This window comes from Amycolatopsis sp. NPDC003861 (assembly GCF_053605405.1).
On the sequence record NZ_JBSGJD010000023.1, the window covers coordinates 28,146 to 40,648 of the forward strand.

At 69.9% G+C, this 12,503-nt stretch carries 19 protein-coding genes; 17 read left to right on the top strand and 2 right to left on the bottom strand.

What is annotated here, in order from left to right:
- Window positions 1-247 precede the first annotated feature (247 nt).
- From ACWEVN_RS09065 to ACWEVN_RS09080, 4 genes are all read left to right on the top strand, one after another.
- Window positions 248-985 (top strand): hypothetical protein, encoded by a 738-nt coding sequence (locus ACWEVN_RS09065; protein WP_452050830.1) that lies wholly within the window; start codon window positions 248-250, stop codon window positions 983-985.
- Complete coding sequence (locus ACWEVN_RS09070; protein ID WP_452050831.1) at window positions 972-1,361, top strand: hypothetical protein; 390 nt, start codon at window positions 972-974, stop codon at window positions 1,359-1,361. The genes ACWEVN_RS09065 and ACWEVN_RS09070 overlap by 14 nt, the downstream gene beginning before the upstream one ends.
- A 450-nt stretch (window positions 1,362-1,811) precedes the next feature.
- On the top strand, window positions 1,812-2,270 hold the full coding sequence (locus tag ACWEVN_RS09075) for a phage terminase small subunit P27 family (RefSeq protein ID WP_452050832.1): 459 nt from the start codon (window positions 1,812-1,814) through the stop codon (window positions 2,268-2,270).
- Window positions 2,230-3,921: a terminase large subunit gene (locus ACWEVN_RS09080; RefSeq protein WP_452050833.1), complete on the top strand. Its 1,692-nt coding sequence runs from the start codon at window positions 2,230-2,232 to the stop codon at window positions 3,919-3,921. Before ACWEVN_RS09075 ends, ACWEVN_RS09080 begins: the two co-directional genes overlap by 41 nt.
- Here ACWEVN_RS09080 and ACWEVN_RS09085 read toward each other — a convergent pair.
- Window positions 3,914-4,141: a hypothetical protein gene (locus tag ACWEVN_RS09085; RefSeq protein ID WP_452050834.1), complete on the bottom strand. Its 228-nt coding sequence runs from the start codon at window positions 4,139-4,141 to the stop codon at window positions 3,914-3,916. The two genes, ACWEVN_RS09080 and ACWEVN_RS09085, sit on opposite strands and share 8 nt — an antisense overlap.
- Before the next feature lie 94 nt (window positions 4,142-4,235).
- Here ACWEVN_RS09085 and ACWEVN_RS09090 point away from each other — a divergent pair, with 94 nt between their 5' ends.
- The 9 genes from ACWEVN_RS09090 (at window position 4,236) to ACWEVN_RS09130 (ending at window position 10,124) form a co-directional block, all read left to right on the top strand.
- Window positions 4,236-5,684, top strand: coding sequence for a phage portal protein (locus ACWEVN_RS09090; protein ID WP_452050835.1), 1,449 nt, complete (start codon window positions 4,236-4,238; stop codon window positions 5,682-5,684).
- The gene (locus ACWEVN_RS09095) at window positions 5,681-6,661 is read left to right on the top strand and encodes a VG15 protein (protein WP_452050836.1); all 981 of its coding nucleotides are present in this window, start codon (window positions 5,681-5,683) and stop codon (window positions 6,659-6,661) included. Before ACWEVN_RS09090 ends, ACWEVN_RS09095 begins: the two co-directional genes overlap by 4 nt.
- An 86-nt stretch (window positions 6,662-6,747) precedes the next feature.
- Window positions 6,748-7,392 carry a hypothetical protein gene (locus ACWEVN_RS09100; RefSeq protein WP_452050837.1) on the top strand — a complete coding sequence of 215 codons (645 nt, stop codon included), beginning with the start codon at window positions 6,748-6,750 and terminating at the stop codon, window positions 7,390-7,392.
- Between the two features lie 46 nt (window positions 7,393-7,438).
- Entirely contained in the window at window positions 7,439-8,428 is a 990-nt protein-coding gene (locus ACWEVN_RS09105) for an SU10 major capsid protein (protein ID WP_452050838.1), read from the top strand.
- 115 nt (window positions 8,429-8,543) lie between these two features.
- On the top strand, window positions 8,544-8,720 hold the full coding sequence (locus tag ACWEVN_RS09110; RefSeq protein ID WP_452050839.1) for a hypothetical protein: 177 nt from the start codon (window positions 8,544-8,546) through the stop codon (window positions 8,718-8,720).
- A gap of 4 nt (window positions 8,721-8,724) precedes the next feature.
- Window positions 8,725-9,087 (top strand): hypothetical protein, encoded by a 363-nt coding sequence (locus ACWEVN_RS09115; RefSeq protein WP_452050840.1) that lies wholly within the window; start codon window positions 8,725-8,727, stop codon window positions 9,085-9,087.
- On the top strand, window positions 9,084-9,416 hold the full coding sequence (locus tag ACWEVN_RS09120; RefSeq protein WP_452050841.1) for a hypothetical protein: 333 nt from the start codon (window positions 9,084-9,086) through the stop codon (window positions 9,414-9,416). The genes ACWEVN_RS09115 and ACWEVN_RS09120 overlap by 4 nt, the downstream gene beginning before the upstream one ends.
- Window positions 9,416-9,733 carry a hypothetical protein gene (locus tag ACWEVN_RS09125; protein WP_452050842.1) on the top strand — a complete coding sequence of 106 codons (318 nt, stop codon included), beginning with the start codon at window positions 9,416-9,418 and terminating at the stop codon, window positions 9,731-9,733. The genes ACWEVN_RS09120 and ACWEVN_RS09125 overlap by 1 nt, the downstream gene beginning before the upstream one ends.
- Before the next feature lies 1 nt (window position 9,734).
- On the top strand, window positions 9,735-10,124 hold the full coding sequence (locus ACWEVN_RS09130; RefSeq protein WP_452050843.1) for a phage tail termination protein: 390 nt from the start codon (window positions 9,735-9,737) through the stop codon (window positions 10,122-10,124).
- On the opposite strand, the gene ACWEVN_RS09135 is transcribed toward ACWEVN_RS09130, so the two are convergent.
- Window positions 10,121-10,627 carry a hypothetical protein gene (locus ACWEVN_RS09135; protein WP_452050844.1) on the bottom strand — a complete coding sequence of 169 codons (507 nt, stop codon included), beginning with the start codon at window positions 10,625-10,627 and terminating at the stop codon, window positions 10,121-10,123. The genes ACWEVN_RS09130 and ACWEVN_RS09135 overlap by 4 nt on opposite strands.
- A gap of 127 nt (window positions 10,628-10,754) precedes the next feature.
- On the opposite strand from ACWEVN_RS09135, the gene ACWEVN_RS09140 reads away from it, so the two are divergent.
- The 4 genes from ACWEVN_RS09140 to ACWEVN_RS09155 all read left to right on the top strand — a co-directional run bounded on the left by ACWEVN_RS09140 (window position 10,755) and on the right by ACWEVN_RS09155 (window position 12,453).
- Window positions 10,755-11,387 carry a phage tail tube protein gene (locus tag ACWEVN_RS09140; protein WP_452050870.1) on the top strand — a complete coding sequence of 211 codons (633 nt, stop codon included), beginning with the start codon at window positions 10,755-10,757 and terminating at the stop codon, window positions 11,385-11,387.
- 105 nt (window positions 11,388-11,492) lie between these two features.
- Entirely contained in the window at window positions 11,493-11,708 is a 216-nt protein-coding gene (locus ACWEVN_RS09145; protein ID WP_452050845.1) for a hypothetical protein, read from the top strand.
- A gap of 110 nt (window positions 11,709-11,818) precedes the next feature.
- Entirely contained in the window at window positions 11,819-12,010 is a 192-nt protein-coding gene (locus ACWEVN_RS09150) for a hypothetical protein (protein WP_452050846.1), read from the top strand.
- Window positions 12,011-12,186: 176 nt separating this feature from the next.
- Complete coding sequence (locus ACWEVN_RS09155) at window positions 12,187-12,453, top strand: hypothetical protein (RefSeq protein WP_452050847.1); 267 nt, start codon at window positions 12,187-12,189, stop codon at window positions 12,451-12,453.
- Window positions 12,454-12,503: the final 50 nt, after the last annotated feature.

Sequence of the window (12,503 nt, forward strand, 5' to 3'; positions counted from 1 at the left end):
CACTCGTCCGGCAAGGGATGGACCCGGACCGGCCCGAGCATGGCCGTGGCCTGTGCCAGCCGTGCCACAACCGGCACACCGCGCTGGACCCCGCGACCCGGGGAGGCAGCCGGTGACCTTGGCCGCGCCGGTCGACACCCCCAGGGGGGCACCCCTCCCCACCCCCGGCAAGCCGAATCGTCAGCCAGGCCCGTCGGTGTGCCGACAAGTTTCGGGCAACCGGTCGGCACGGGAGAGGTGAGCCCGGATGCCGCTTGACCCGACAGCCGACCAGACCGCGCCGGTGGTCATCGACGGCGTGGTGCCCTCGGTCGACATCCGCGCCGAGTTCGCCCGTCGAGGCCGGCCGGTGCTGCTGGCGTTCAGCCGAGGGAAGGACTCCCTGGCCGCCTGGCTCGCCCTACGGGACGCCGGCGTGGAGGTCCGGCCGTTCCACCTGTACCTCGTCCCCGGGCTAGAGTTCGTGGACGAGTCGCTGGCGGACTACGAGAAGTTCTTCGGGGTCACGATCCCGCAGCTCCCGCACCCATCGCTGTTCCGGTGGCTGAACAACCTGACGTTCCAGGTGCCCGAGCGACGGCTGATCATCGAGGCCGCGCAGCTGCCCGAGCCCGACTACGTCGAGATCTCCCGGGCGCTGTGCACGGAGTACTACGACCTGGACCCGGCGGTGACGTTCACCGCGGACGGCATCCGGGCCGCGGACTCCCCGAATCGCCGCACGGCGATCAAGGGCCACGGCCCGGTCCGCGAGCACGTCATGAAGGTCTCGCCGGTCTGGGACTGGCGCGTGCGCCACGTCCGGGCGGCACTGGCCGACAACCGGTGCCCGCTGCCGATCGACTACGAGTGGTTCAACCGCAGCTTCGACGGGCTGGACTTCCGTTTCCTCGACCCGATCAGGCGCAACGCCCCCGCCGACTACGCCCGCATCCTGGACTGGTTCCCGCTGGCGGACCTGGAGATGTTCCGTGCCGAACTCTGACAACGACGACCTGCTGGCCCAGCTGTCGGCACAGGCCGCGCCCGCCGGGGCGCAGTCGAACGAGGACGTCCTCGCGCAGCTCAAGGCGGAACCAGAGCCGGACCCGCTGGCCGACGTCGAGTACACCGGAGACCTCCCGGAGGACTCCCGTAGGGAACTGACCGCACTACAGCAGGGCTTCCGCGACCGAGCACGCCGGGAAGCGGAGCGGTTCCGGCTGGCGACGGACTCCGAATACTGGATCGCCGTCTGCTTCAAGACCCGCGAGGACAAGGAGAAGTTCCTCCGCAACGCGGGACTGCTCGCCATCGGCGACAAGTACATGGACGGCTACGCCGTGGCCCGGGTGCTCGGCGTGCCGATGGAAGACGAGTAACGGGAAGGAGAGGACATCATGCGTCGCACGTTCAGCCGTATCGGCGGAGCCCTGCGAGGCGCCGCGCGTCGGCTCAGCATCCGCGCGTCGGGCGCGGCCGGTGGCCGCAGCTCCGGTACCTAGGCCCGATCAAACGACTGCGGAGCCCCCGGCGGGGGAGGTACCGGGGGCACCGCAGTCGCACCCCCAGCCCACAGGAACGCCTCGCGAAGCCGCGCGATCAGCCGCTCATCGTCGGCGTAGGACGCCTCGATGCCCTGTGGCAGCCAGACCTCAGCGACCACGCGATCGCCTTGGCAATACGTGAGTGACACGCCGTCGTAAACCAGCGCCTCCCGGCCCAGCCGGACGACACGACCAGCGCGTGTCAGCGCCGCCCAACGACCGTTCATGCAGGTTAAGTCGCCAGACCAAGCGGTCTGTTACGCGTCGCCGGGGAGGTGCAGACCAATGGGGGCTCGTGGGACGAAGCCGAAGCCGACCGCACTGAAGGTTCTCCACGGCGACCGACCGGACCGGATCAACCACGAGGAGCCGCTTCCTCCCGAGGACGAAGTCAGCCCGCCGGCCGAGCTGTCCGACGATGCCCGCGCCGTCTGGGACCGGCTCGCGCCGGGCCTGATCGCGGTCGGCGTCCTCACTGCCTGGGACATCGACGCCTTCGTCATCGTCTGCGAAGCCCTCGCGCGCTACCGGCAGGCGACCAAGCTCGTCAACGGCTCCGCGCTGCTGGTGCAGGGGCCGAACGGGTTCGTGAAGAACCCGGCGCTGGTCGTCCAGCGCGAAGCCGAGACGACGTTCGCGCAGTACGGCGCGAGGTTCGGGCTCACCCCGTCCGACCGCACGCAGCTGAAGGTTGACGCTCCGGGTGCCCACAAGGGACCGGGCGCCGAACGGCTCCTCTCGTAAGCCACGCCTGCCCGAGTGCGGGTTCACCCTCGACGGGCGAACCTGCCGGAAGCGGGGCGACCACTTCTGCCGACCGCGTGCGGCGCACGCCGTGGCGTTCTGCCACGAGCTGTGCGTGCACACGAAGGACAAGTGGGCGCGACGGCCGTTCCACTTGGCCGACTGGCAGCGGCGGGACATCATCGAGCCGCTGTTCGGCGAGGTCACCTGGGACCCGGAGTGGGAGAGCTACGTCCGCCGGTACCAGGTCGGCTGGATCGAGCTGGCGCGCAAGAACGGCAAGTCCGAGCTGCTGGCGTTCATCGCGCTCTACCTGCTGGTCGGTGACGGCGTCGAGGGCGCCGAGATCTACGGCTGCGCGAAGGACCGGGGCCAGGCCGCCAAGGTCTTCGACGTCGCCGCCCGAATGGTCAAGCTGTCCCCGGTGCTGTCGGCCCGGCTGGTCGTCAAGGACCACATCAAGCGGATCATCGACGAGCGGACCGGCAGCTACTACGAGGTCGTCGCCGCCGACGCGGCGGGCAACCTCGGCCACAACCCCTCCGGCGTGGTGTTCGACGAGGTCTTGACCCAGCCGAACGCGAGCCTGTGGGACGCGATGCGCACCGGCATGGGCACCCGCGCCCAGCCGATGATGATCGCCGCCACCACGGCGGGCGACGACCCGGCCAGCTTCGCCCGGTCCGAGCACGACGAGTGCGTCCGGATCGTCGACGACCCCGAGCGGGCGCGGCACCGCTTCGCCTACATCCGCAACGTCCCCGAGGACGCCGACCCCTGGGACGAGAAGAACTGGCCGCTCGCGAACCCGGCCCTCGGCGACTTCCTCTCGATCCGGTCGCTGCGCCAGGAAGCTGCCGAGGCGCAGAACGACCCGAGCAAGGAGAACAGCTTCCGGCAGTACCGGCTCAACCAGTGGGTGCAGCAGGCGCACCGCTGGATGCCGATGCACCTCTACCGCCAGTGCGCGGGCACCGTCGCCCCGGCTCCGGACTGGCTGCGCGCCGAGCTGGCCGGCCGCCGCGCCTACGGCGGCCTCGACCTCGCCGCGAAGCTGGACATGACCGCGTGGTCGCTGCTGGTGCCCGACGGGTTGGACGGCGTGCCGTCGATGCTGTGGCGGTTCTGGCTGCCCGAGGCCGCCGTGAAGTTCCTCGACGGCCGGACCAACGGCCGGGTATCCCAGTGGGCCGACGGCGGCTGGATCACCGTCACGCCCGGAGACGTCATCGACTACGACGTCATCTACGCCGACATCGCGGCCGACTGCGCCACGTTCAAGGTCATGGCCGCCGGGTACGACGAGTGGTCCGGCGAACCCGTCCGGCAGGCGATCCAGAAGAAGACCCGCCTCGACCTCACGCCGATCCCGCAGACCTACCGCGGCCTCACCTACGGCATGACCGAGCTGATGGCCCTGACGAAGTCCCGCGCCTGGAGCCACCACGCCAACCCCGTCGCCGAGTGGTGCTTCGACGCCGTCGAGGTCCGGCACCCCGCTGGGGACGCCGACCAGCTGCGACCCGACAAGCCCGACCGTCAGGCCGTCGGCAAGCGCATCGATGCCGTGCCGACGGCCGCGATGGCGATTACCCGGTGGCGCGAGCTAGCGCAGAAGCACGCCCGCTCGGGCCGAATGGTCGTCAGGTAAGCACGTCGCTGGCCTCTTCATCGACCTGGTCGAGCGCGGCAATCGCTGTCGCAAGCAACTGAGCCAACTCCGACGACGACTCCAGGTCGAGCAGTCCGGAAAGAGCACGGATGGCCGGCGCGAGACCGAGCTGGTTCCGCAAGACACGAAACGAGACCTCAAGGTCAGTTACCACGGTCCAGCGCTCCGCCACGGCGTCGTCAGTCAGCGTTCTGCTCATGCTCCGAAGGATGGCTGTCACATCCGATGGACGGGAATCCCAAATCGGATGAACTTGCCTACGATCCGCCGCACCGCACGGCCGGGGGTGATCGATGGCCACCGGCGACTTGCCTGCTCCGATCGACCAGCAGTGGATCAACCGCCTGATCCTCGCGCACAACTACGAGCTGCCGGAGCTGTGGCGGCTGCTGGAGTACTACGAAGGCCGTCAGCGGCTGTCGTACATGCACCCGGAGCTGCAAGCCACGCTCGATGAGCGCGTGCGGCAGGTCGTGATCAACTGGCCGCGTCTGGTCGTCGACGCCCTCGAAGAGCGCATCGACTTGCAGGGCTTCCGGCTCGGCGGCCAGCCGGCCAACGACACCGAGCTGGACCACGTCGCCCAGTACAACGACCTGGACGCGGGTTACCAGCAGGCGCACGTCACCGCGATGGTGATGAAGCGGGCCTACGCGATCGTCGGCGCGAACCCGCGCCCCGGTGAGGCGAAGTACCCGCTGGTGACGATCGAGTCGCCGCTTGAGGTGCACGTCGAGCTGGACCCGGCGACCAAGCGGGTCGTGGCCGCGATCAAGCGGTGGCACGACAAGACCCCGGACGGGCAGATCCGGCACTACCTGACGCTGTACCTGCCGGATTACACCGTCACCTTCGTGACCGCGCCCGAAGCCGGTGGCTACATCGAGGTGTCCCGCGATGACCACGGCCTCGGCGAGGTCCTGGTGGTGCCGATCGTGAACCGGCCGCAGCTGTGGGCGCCACTGGGCACGAGCGAGCTGGCCGACGTCATCCCGCTCTCGGACGCCGCCTGCAAGATCGCCACGGACATGATGATCAGCGCCGAGTTCCACGCGATGCCGCGGCGGTGGGCGCTGGGCTTCGACGAGGAGGACTTCACCGACGCGGACGGCAAGAAGGTCTCGGTCTGGCAGACCATCGCGGGCAAGATCTGGTCCACCTCGAAGACGAAGAAGGACGACGGCGCGGAGGTCGGCCAGTTCAACGAGGCCGACCTGACGAACTTCCACAACACCCTGCGAGCGCTGGCCGTGCAGGTGTCCACGGTGTCCGGGATGGCGCTGCACCACCTCGGCTACTCCAGCGACAACCCCGCCAGCGCCGACGGCATCCGCGCGGCGGAAGCCCGGCACGTCAAGCGCGCCGAGCGCCGGATCAAGGGCTTCGAGACCGCGTGGGAACGGGTCATGCGGCTGGTCCTGCTGGTGCGGGACGGCTCGGTGCCCGACTCCGCGCGGTGGATGGAAACCGTGTGGGCGGACGCCGCGACGCCGACGTTCGCGCAGAAGTCCGACGCCGTGGTGAAGCTCTACCAGGCCGACAAGCTGGTGCCGCGCCGGATGGCCCGCCGGACGCTGAACTTCACCCAGGCCCAGATCCTCGACATGGAACGCGAGGACCGCGAGGACGTCACCCGGGCCGTCTACGACCCGGCCAGCGAGTACGGCGTCAAGCCGACGCCCGAGCCCCCGCCGGCCACCCCCGCCCGCGCTCCGGTGCCCGCGGGCGCCGGGCAACGATGACGACGGCCCTCGCCCCGACGCGGGGGATCGATCACCTCGACGCCACCCAGGTGATCGTCCGGCGACAGGTCGAGCAGGTGCAGCGCGCCTGGCGCGGCCTGGACCCGGGCGGCCTGCGGGCCAGCTTCGCCGCCGGGGTCGCCCCGGTGCTGATCTCCGCGATCAGCACCGGGCAGATCGACGCCGCCGCCCTGGCCACGCCCTACGTCGCCGACGTCCTGGCCGACGAGCACGCCTCCACCCAGCCGCCCGCCGTCGTGCCGTCCGCGTTCGCCGGGGTGACAACGACCGGGCTGCCGCTGGCGGCACTGGCCGACCTGCTGTTCGTCCGGCTGCTCGCCGACATCGGCGCGGGCATGTCCACCACCGACGCCCTGCTGACCGGGCTGCGGCGGGCGCTGACCTACACCGCCACCGAGATCACCGACGCCGGGCGCACCGCGACCCAAACCCAGCTCATCGCCGACACACGGGTGGCCGGCTACGAGCGCGTGGTGAAGCTCCCGGCGTGCGACCGCTGCATCATCCTGACCGGACGCCTCTACCGGTACTCCCAAGGCTTCCGGCGGCATCCCCGGTGCGACTGCACGATGACGCCGGTCACCCGCCAGCAGTGGCGCGACGCGAACCTCGACAACCACCCGCGCGCGCTCTTCGACTCGATGACCGCGCGCGAGCAGAACTCGAGATTCGGGGCTGGGAACGCCGCGGCGATCCGGGCCGGGGCCGACCTGTCCCAGGTCGTCAACGCCCGCAAGGGCGCGATGCCCGTCGCCGGACGCTGGATCACCACGCAGGGCACCAGCTCACGCGGCCTCGCCGGAACCCGCCTGGGCCAGCTGCGCGCTCAGCCCGGCCACCGCTACCGGATGTCCCAGCTCTCCCGGCCCACGGCCGGGCAGGTCATCACCGACTTCTCCGGCGCCTCGCGCCCGGAGCTGATCGCAGCACTGCGCCGCTACGGCTACCTGCTGTGAACCCGCGCCGCCAGGCGCACACCACCCCACCACCTGCCGGGCAGGCGCACGCCACCGCCCGGTGATCCCGCACGGGAGGAACACCCATGTCCGACACCACCACCGACGCACCCGCCGACGGCGGGACCACCGACACCACGCAGACCGACAGCACCGAGCAGCAGCGGGAGCGGCCCGCCGGCCAGTCCACGGACACCACGTCCCAGTCGGACGTGAAGGACTACCAGAAGCTCTACGAGCAGGCGGTAGCTCAGTCCCGCAAGTGGGAGTCCCGCGCCAAGGAGAACACCTCCAAGGCCAAGAAGTGGGACGAGGCCGAGGAAGCCAACCGCACCGAGGCCGAGAAGAGCGCGGCCCGCGCCGAGCAGGCCGAGGCCCGCGCCAAGACGGCGCTGACCGCCGCGGTCAACGCCGAGATCCGGGCCGCCGCGCACGGCTGGGCCACGCCCGGCGACGCGCCGCGCTACCTCGACGACAAGGACCGCTACGTCGGCGAGGACGGCGAGATCGACGTCAAGGCCATCGCCGCCGACGTCGCGGCCGTGCTCAAGGAGCGCCCGCACCTGGCGGCGTCCACCGGTCGCCGAGGCCCCAACCCCGACGCGGGCCAGGGCGCGCGGGGCGGCGTCTCGGTCGCCGACCAGATCAGCGAGGCCGAGCGCAAGGGCGACACCCGCGAGGCGCTGCGGCTCAAGACGCAGCAGCTGCTCGCGCAGAAGGCCCCGCGCTGACTCGTGCTCGTGGTGTTCGGCGTCGTAGCCGAACAGGAGAGACCTCATGCCCGGCATCACCGGCATGCTCAACACGTTCAACAGCCCCAACTACGTCGGCGAGCTGTTCGGGATCACCCCGACCGACACGCCGCTGCTGTCCTCGATCGGCGGCCTGACCGGCGGGCAGTCCACCGACTCCACGATCTTCACGTGGCAGTCCTACGACCTGCGCGCCGCCGACGCCACCCGGCAGCGGCTCGAAGGCGCCGACGCCCCGGCGCCCGAGGCCCGGACCCGCACCAACAGCTACAACGTCGTCGAGATCCACCAGGAAGCCCTCTCCATCAGCTACACCCGCGAGGCCGCGACCGGCCAGTTCGCGGCCACCGGCTCGGCCGTGCCGACCTCGGCGGCGGTGACCGGCACCAACCCGGTCGGCGACGAACTGGTGTGGCAGACCCAGCGCCACCTGGAGCAGATCGCTCGCGACATCGAACTGTCCTTCATCACGGGCACGTTCGCTCAGCCGACGGACAACACCCAGCCCCGCAAGACGCGCGGGCTTCTGCAGGCGATCCAGACCAACGTGATCACCAACGCCACCGCGAAGGCGCTCACCAAGGACATGGTCATCGACCTGCTTCAGACGACGTGGCAGAACGGCGGGATCACGGTCAGCGAGACCGCGACCCTGATCTGCAACGCCTTCCAGAAGCGGCAGCTGACCAAGGCGTTCATCGAGGACCGCGACTACCGCGAGCAGACCCGCAACGTCGGCGGCGTCTCGCTCCAGACGATCGAGACGGACTTCGGGCGGCTGAACATCATGCTCAACCGCTACATGCCCGCCGACACCGTCGTGGTGGCGAGCCTCGACGAGCTGGCCCCGGTGTTCCTGCGCATCCCGGGGCGCGGCTTCCTGTTCACCGAGCCGCTGGCCAAGACCGGTGCGTCCGACCGGTACCAGATCTACGGCGAGGTCGGTCTGCGCTACGGCAACGAGCGCAGCCACGGCAAGATCACCAACCTCACGACGACCCCCGCGGCTGCGTGATCGAGATGGGCGGAACGCCGAGCAAGGGCACCCCGGCCGACAAGCGAATCGCAGGGCGCGGGCAGAAGCCCGGCCCGAAGCGGGGCAGCCACAACACCAAGAAGAAGGGGACGTCGTGAAGTTCACCTGCGAGCAGCACCCGGGCCTGATCGTGCACGACCTCGGCGTGACGTTCGTCGACGGCGAAGCCGAAGTCGACGCCAAGACCGCCGCCGCGCTGCGCACGCTCCCGGCCGAACTCGGCGTGCGCGAGGTCGGCAAGCCCGAGGGCCGCCGGGCGCAGCCGGAGTAGATCGTTGCCCGAGCTGTTCACCGCCGCGACGCTCGCCGCGTTGTCCGGCCGCCCGGTCTCGGCCGAGACCGCCGCCGCGATCCTGACGTGGGTCCTGGCGGAGATCTCGGCCGAGATCGGGCCGGTCCCGGACGTCCCGCCGGCCGGAGTTACGGCCGTCGCGCTGGAGCTGGGCACGGCGGCCGTGCCGACGCCGGGCGGCGCGACCTCGACCACCATCGGCCCGTACTCGGCGACCTACGCGGCCAGCGGAACGTCCGGCCACGCTCTCACCCACGACCAGCGGACGCGGCTGCGCCGGGCCGCCGGGCGAGGGAAGGCGTTCAGCATCGACACCGTCGTACCCGTCCCACGGATCGGCCCATGACCCCCGAAGGGCTGATCGGGCAACAGCTCACGGTCTCCCGCTCGGCGGGCACCAACCGCTACGGCGACCCGCTGCCCGCCGCCGAGCATCCCCTCGAAGACTGCGTGGTCGCTCCCGGCGGATCGAGTGAGACGACCGACCGCGAGGACCGGGCGACCACCCGGATGACCGTCTACACAGGACTTCACGCCGACGTGCTGGCGACCGACCGCGTGATCTTTCCCGACGGCACCGGGTGGCAGGTCGTCGGCGAACCCCAGCGCTTCCCGAGCCCGTTCACCGCGGACTACGGCGTGTGCGTGATCAACCTGGAGAGGATCACCGGCTGATGGCCGACATCGAGTTCGTGCCCGACCACCAGGGCCTCGCGCAGCTGCTGCGCGGAGCCGAGGTGCACGACCTGGTGATGGACCGCGCCCGGGACGGCGCGCAGTTCGCCCAGACCATCGCCCCGCGCCGGACCGGGGAGTACGCGGCCGGAATCCAGGCGGAGGACGGCGGCTTGGGCGGGCCGCGCCACGACCGGCCCGTAGGGCTCATCGTGGCGACCGCGCCGCACTCGGCGGCCGTGGAGTGGGGCAACGATCACCAGCACCACCCACACCACGTCCTCGCCCGCACGATCGACATCGTGGAGGCGGGCTGAGGTGGGCATTGTGCTGCCGCCGTTCCCTGACGCCGAGACCGTGGTGATGACGCTGCTCGAACCGGTCGCGCCCACCGTCACCGCCACCCCGGCCACGCTCACCCCGCCGCTGATCCGGGTACAGCGTGTCGGCGGGTCCGACGACCAGATCACCGATCACCCGCGCATGGAGATCGCCTGCTACGGCACCGACCGTGCGGATGCCTGGCGGCTCGCCGAGGAGTGCCGACAGCTGATCCTCGGCAGCATCCGGACACGGGTGGCCGGCGTGCTTATCGACGCCGCGCGTACCGACAACCCGCCCACGCAGGTGCCGTACGCAACGACCGAAGACGTCCGGCGCGTCCTGGCTTACTACCGTTTGGCCTGGCGACGGCCGCGACAAGCTTAGAACTCCCCGAACACATCCTTTGGCAGTTTATACTGCGGGATTGCGTTGGAACGGACCGTTCTTCCGTTCCCCAAGTCAATTTCAGCATAGAAGCTGTTAACGTCCTTTGAGGAGTGGATTTCCGGCAGCCAACTTGTCACATGCGAATGACATACATCGTCGAGGGTAATGGAGAACCGGGCCTCAGAGCCAACTTCCAGGCGCACTTTCTCGCCTTCGACTGGAATCCCAGTCCATAAACCGGCGCGTCCGGGCCGACAGTTCAAAACTATTCCAGGGTTGAATACATCCACCGGAAGTCTGCCGACGTTGTGGACTGAAACGTCGAATCTAACCTCCTGCTCGAACCGCTCAACTCCCCGCATTCCATCGTAGCTCGCAGAAAACTTTACAGAAACCGCTACGCCTGCTTTGTGGAACGAGAGGATGTTCCAGGCGAGCGTGCCGCATGCGACCAAAAGGGAGCAGACCGCTACTGCTAGCGCCCACCACGCGACGGACATCCTGACTCCCCTGCGCCATGTGCAACCCGAACCTTAAGCAACTTTAACGAATAGGCAGGTCGAGTACGAACTGACGGCACCAACCACGACAACGTACGACCAGCTGAAGAAGAAGCAGGCCGACCTCATCCGCAAGGCGCTCGAAGGCAGCATCTTCATCGCTGACCACTCCGCGGACCTGCCCACGGCGCTCACCTCCGGCGCTGGCGGGGACCTGCTCGCCCTGCCGCCCGGGTACGAGGACATCGGCTGGGTGGATAAGGGCGACGGGGCGACCTGGAGCCGGTCGGTCGACACCTCGGAGGTCAACTCCTGGGGCGCGGTCGAGCCGACCCGGACCGACATCACCAAGCAGACCGACGGCCTGAAGTTCACCGCGCAGGAGACCAAGCGCAAGACCCTGGAGCTGTACGAGGGGCTGGACCTGTCGGGCGTGGTGCCGGACGCGACCAGCGGCGAGGTGCGCTTCGACCGCCCGTCCCGGCCGTCGACGCGCTACTTCCGCGCCTTCGGCCTGTTCGTCGACGGCGTCGGCGCGGACGCGATCTACGTCGCCAAGCTCGCGCCGAAGGCGACGGTCACCGACACCGGCGACTCCAAGTGGTCCGACGGCGACGACCCGGTCGGCTACGACGTCACGCTGACCGCGAAGTACGACGAGGACGCCAAGACCGCCATGCGGTTCTTCTTCGGCGGCCCCGGCTGGAAGGCGCTGCTGGCGGACATGGGCTTCACCGCGGCCCCGCCCGCTGGCAGCTGACCGGCCACCTGGACATGGCGCGGCGCTCACGGTCGGGGTGGCCGTGGCGTCGCGTCATCCCCTTCACACCCCGCAGCGCACCACCCCAACCGGAGGAGATCTGCCATGCCGACGCTCCGTACGCCTGACGGCAGGCGCTATCAGACCGACGACGCCGCCGAGGTCACCAACCTGACTCTCGGCCACGGCTACACCCTCGACCGCGAGGACGCCGACGACGCGGAGCAGCCGCCCGCCCGTCCCCGGTCCCGACGCACCACCTCGCCGGCCACCGCCGAGCACGCCGACACCCCGACCGTTGCAGGAGAGACCACCGACTGAGCAAGACCTACAAGTTCAACCGCTACGTCGCCGAGGCCAAGGCCGACCCGTTCGTCCTGGAGCTGGACGACGACCAGCAGATCAGCATCACGGCACCGGACGCCGACACCGTGATGGACATCGAGGAGTCCCGCAGCTCGCGCCGAACGCTCGAGTTGCTGACCGGCGAGCACGCCGAGCAGATCTACGAGCTGGTGCGCCACCAGCCCGCGAGCGTGCTCAACGGCCTGGTCGCTGACCTGGTGGATCACTTCGGGCTGTCGGCGGCCCCGCCGGGGGGTACGCGGGCCTCGTCGCGCTGATCGAGGACTACGGCGAGGCAATCGAGTACGACCTCCAAGCCGAACTCGGCCTGGACCTCCTCACCTTCTTTCGCGCCGAGCGCCCGTGGCCGCAGCTGCTGCGCCTGGTCGAGCGGCTGCCCGACCACAGCCACTACAAGGTCGCGATCCACGACAACGACGAGCTGGCCCAGCGCTTGCACGACGTCGAGGACGCGAGCGGGCGGCGCCCGTCCGAGCGCCGGACGGTGGACGCGCACACCTGGACGCCCGAGCGCGCGGCCCTCACCGACGTGGCGGACATCCTGCTGAGCATCCGGTCCTCGCTGGAGGCGCAGCGCACCGGCAAGAACCAGAAGGTCACCCCGATGCCCCGGCCCCGGCTCGCGCGGGACCGGATCGAGACGGCCGCCAGCCAGCAGCGTCACCGTGAGCGCGTTCGCCTGATGCTCGGCAGGGGGTGACCCCTCCTGCCGTACTCCGCCGGAACCGCCTACGTCCAGATCCTCCCGTC

Bases quoted from the DNA above. Each gene is read 5' to 3' on its own strand.
- ACWEVN_RS09065 (WP_452050830.1), top strand. From the start codon at position 248: ATGCCGCTTGACCCGACAGCCGACCAGACCGCGCCGGTGGTCATCGAC.
- ACWEVN_RS09075 (WP_452050832.1), top strand. From the start codon at position 1,812: ATGGGGGCTCGTGGGACGAAGCCGAAGCCGACCGCACTGAAGGTTCTC.
- ACWEVN_RS09085 (WP_452050834.1), bottom strand. From the start codon at position 4,141: ATGAGCAGAACGCTGACTGACGACGCCGTGGCGGAGCGCTGGACCGTG.
- ACWEVN_RS09090 (WP_452050835.1), top strand. From the start codon at position 4,236: ATGGCCACCGGCGACTTGCCTGCTCCGATCGACCAGCAGTGGATCAAC.
- ACWEVN_RS09095 (WP_452050836.1), top strand. From the start codon at position 5,681: ATGACGACGGCCCTCGCCCCGACGCGGGGGATCGATCACCTCGACGCC.
- ACWEVN_RS09100 (WP_452050837.1), top strand. From the start codon at position 6,748: ATGTCCGACACCACCACCGACGCACCCGCCGACGGCGGGACCACCGAC.
- ACWEVN_RS09105 (WP_452050838.1), top strand. From the start codon at position 7,439: ATGCCCGGCATCACCGGCATGCTCAACACGTTCAACAGCCCCAACTAC.
- ACWEVN_RS09120 (WP_452050841.1), top strand. From the start codon at position 9,084: ATGACCCCCGAAGGGCTGATCGGGCAACAGCTCACGGTCTCCCGCTCG.
- ACWEVN_RS09125 (WP_452050842.1), top strand. From the start codon at position 9,416: ATGGCCGACATCGAGTTCGTGCCCGACCACCAGGGCCTCGCGCAGCTG.
- ACWEVN_RS09135 (WP_452050844.1), bottom strand. From the start codon at position 10,627: ATGTCCGTCGCGTGGTGGGCGCTAGCAGTAGCGGTCTGCTCCCTTTTG.
- ACWEVN_RS09145 (WP_452050845.1), top strand. From the start codon at position 11,493: ATGCCGACGCTCCGTACGCCTGACGGCAGGCGCTATCAGACCGACGAC.